This window comes from Oleiphilus sp. HI0080 (assembly GCF_001635135.1).
Genome location: NZ_LWFU01000851.1, coordinates 1 through 980 on the forward strand (window position 1 = coordinate 1; position 980 = coordinate 980).

Genomic DNA, 980 nt, shown 5'->3' on the forward strand with positions numbered 1-980 from the left:
CGCTAAACGGATCATCTAACTCAGCCAAACGATCTGAGGTTGCTGTATCACGCGAATCTGCCAAAAAGCGATAAGCCTGAAGTAAGCCAGACGGGCCGACAAACTTGTCAGGATTCCACCAAAACGAAGGACAAGCCGTTGAGCAACACGCACACAAGATACATTCGTACAAACCATCTAGCTTAGCGCGCTCTTCTGGTGACTGAAGACGCTCAATAGCAGGCGGCGGTGTATCATTGATCAAAAACGGCTTAATTTTCTCATACTGCTTGTAGAACATAGACATATCTACAACCAAGTCGCGAATAACTGGAAGACCCGGCAGTGGACGAATGACCAATTTACCCTTCTTCACCACCTCTGAAAGAGGAGTGATACATGCCAAACCATTCTTACCGTTCATGTTCAAACCATCAGAACCACAAACACCCTCGCGGCAAGAACGACGATAGGAAACAGAAGAGTCTTTCGCCTTGATAAGATGCAATACATCCAGAACCATCAAATCCTTACCTTCAGGAATCTCAACCTCAACATCTTCCATGTAAGGCACTTGGTCTTTCTCAGGATTGTATCGATAAATACTAACTAACATTGATATCTCCTAGTAAGAACGTATTTTAGGCGGGAAAGCCTCAACGGTTTTCGGTGCGAAATTAACGTCCCGCTTAGTCAACTCCTTCGTGACCGGGTTGAAGATAGAATGCTTCAGCCAGTTCTCATCGTCACGCTCAGTGAAGTCGTTGCGAGCATGCGCTCCTCGACTCTCCTTACGCCCCTCAGCACTAATCGCCGTCGCCACTGCAGTTTCATAGAGGTTGTCGAGTTCCAAAGCCTCAATCCGCGCGGTGTTAAAAGCCTGGCTCTTGTCGTCCAAGTATACGTTCTTGAGGCGCTCTCCGATTTCATCAAGCAGCTTGAGACCTTTCTGCATACTTTCTCCCTCACGAAATACGCCGAAGTATAGCTGCATCGTCTTC

At 47.2% G+C, this 980-nt stretch carries 1 protein-coding gene and 1 pseudogene; both read right to left on the reverse strand.

Translation table 11 applies throughout. The annotated features are described in order from the left end of the window. The coding region (locus A3751_RS17250) for a succinate dehydrogenase iron-sulfur subunit (protein WP_068458226.1) at positions 1-595 on the reverse strand (595 nt) is incomplete at its 3' end. 9 nt (positions 596-604) lie between these two features. Beyond that, positions 605-980, reverse strand: a pseudogene (sdhA, locus tag A3751_RS17255) (succinate dehydrogenase flavoprotein subunit); the annotation flags it as partial.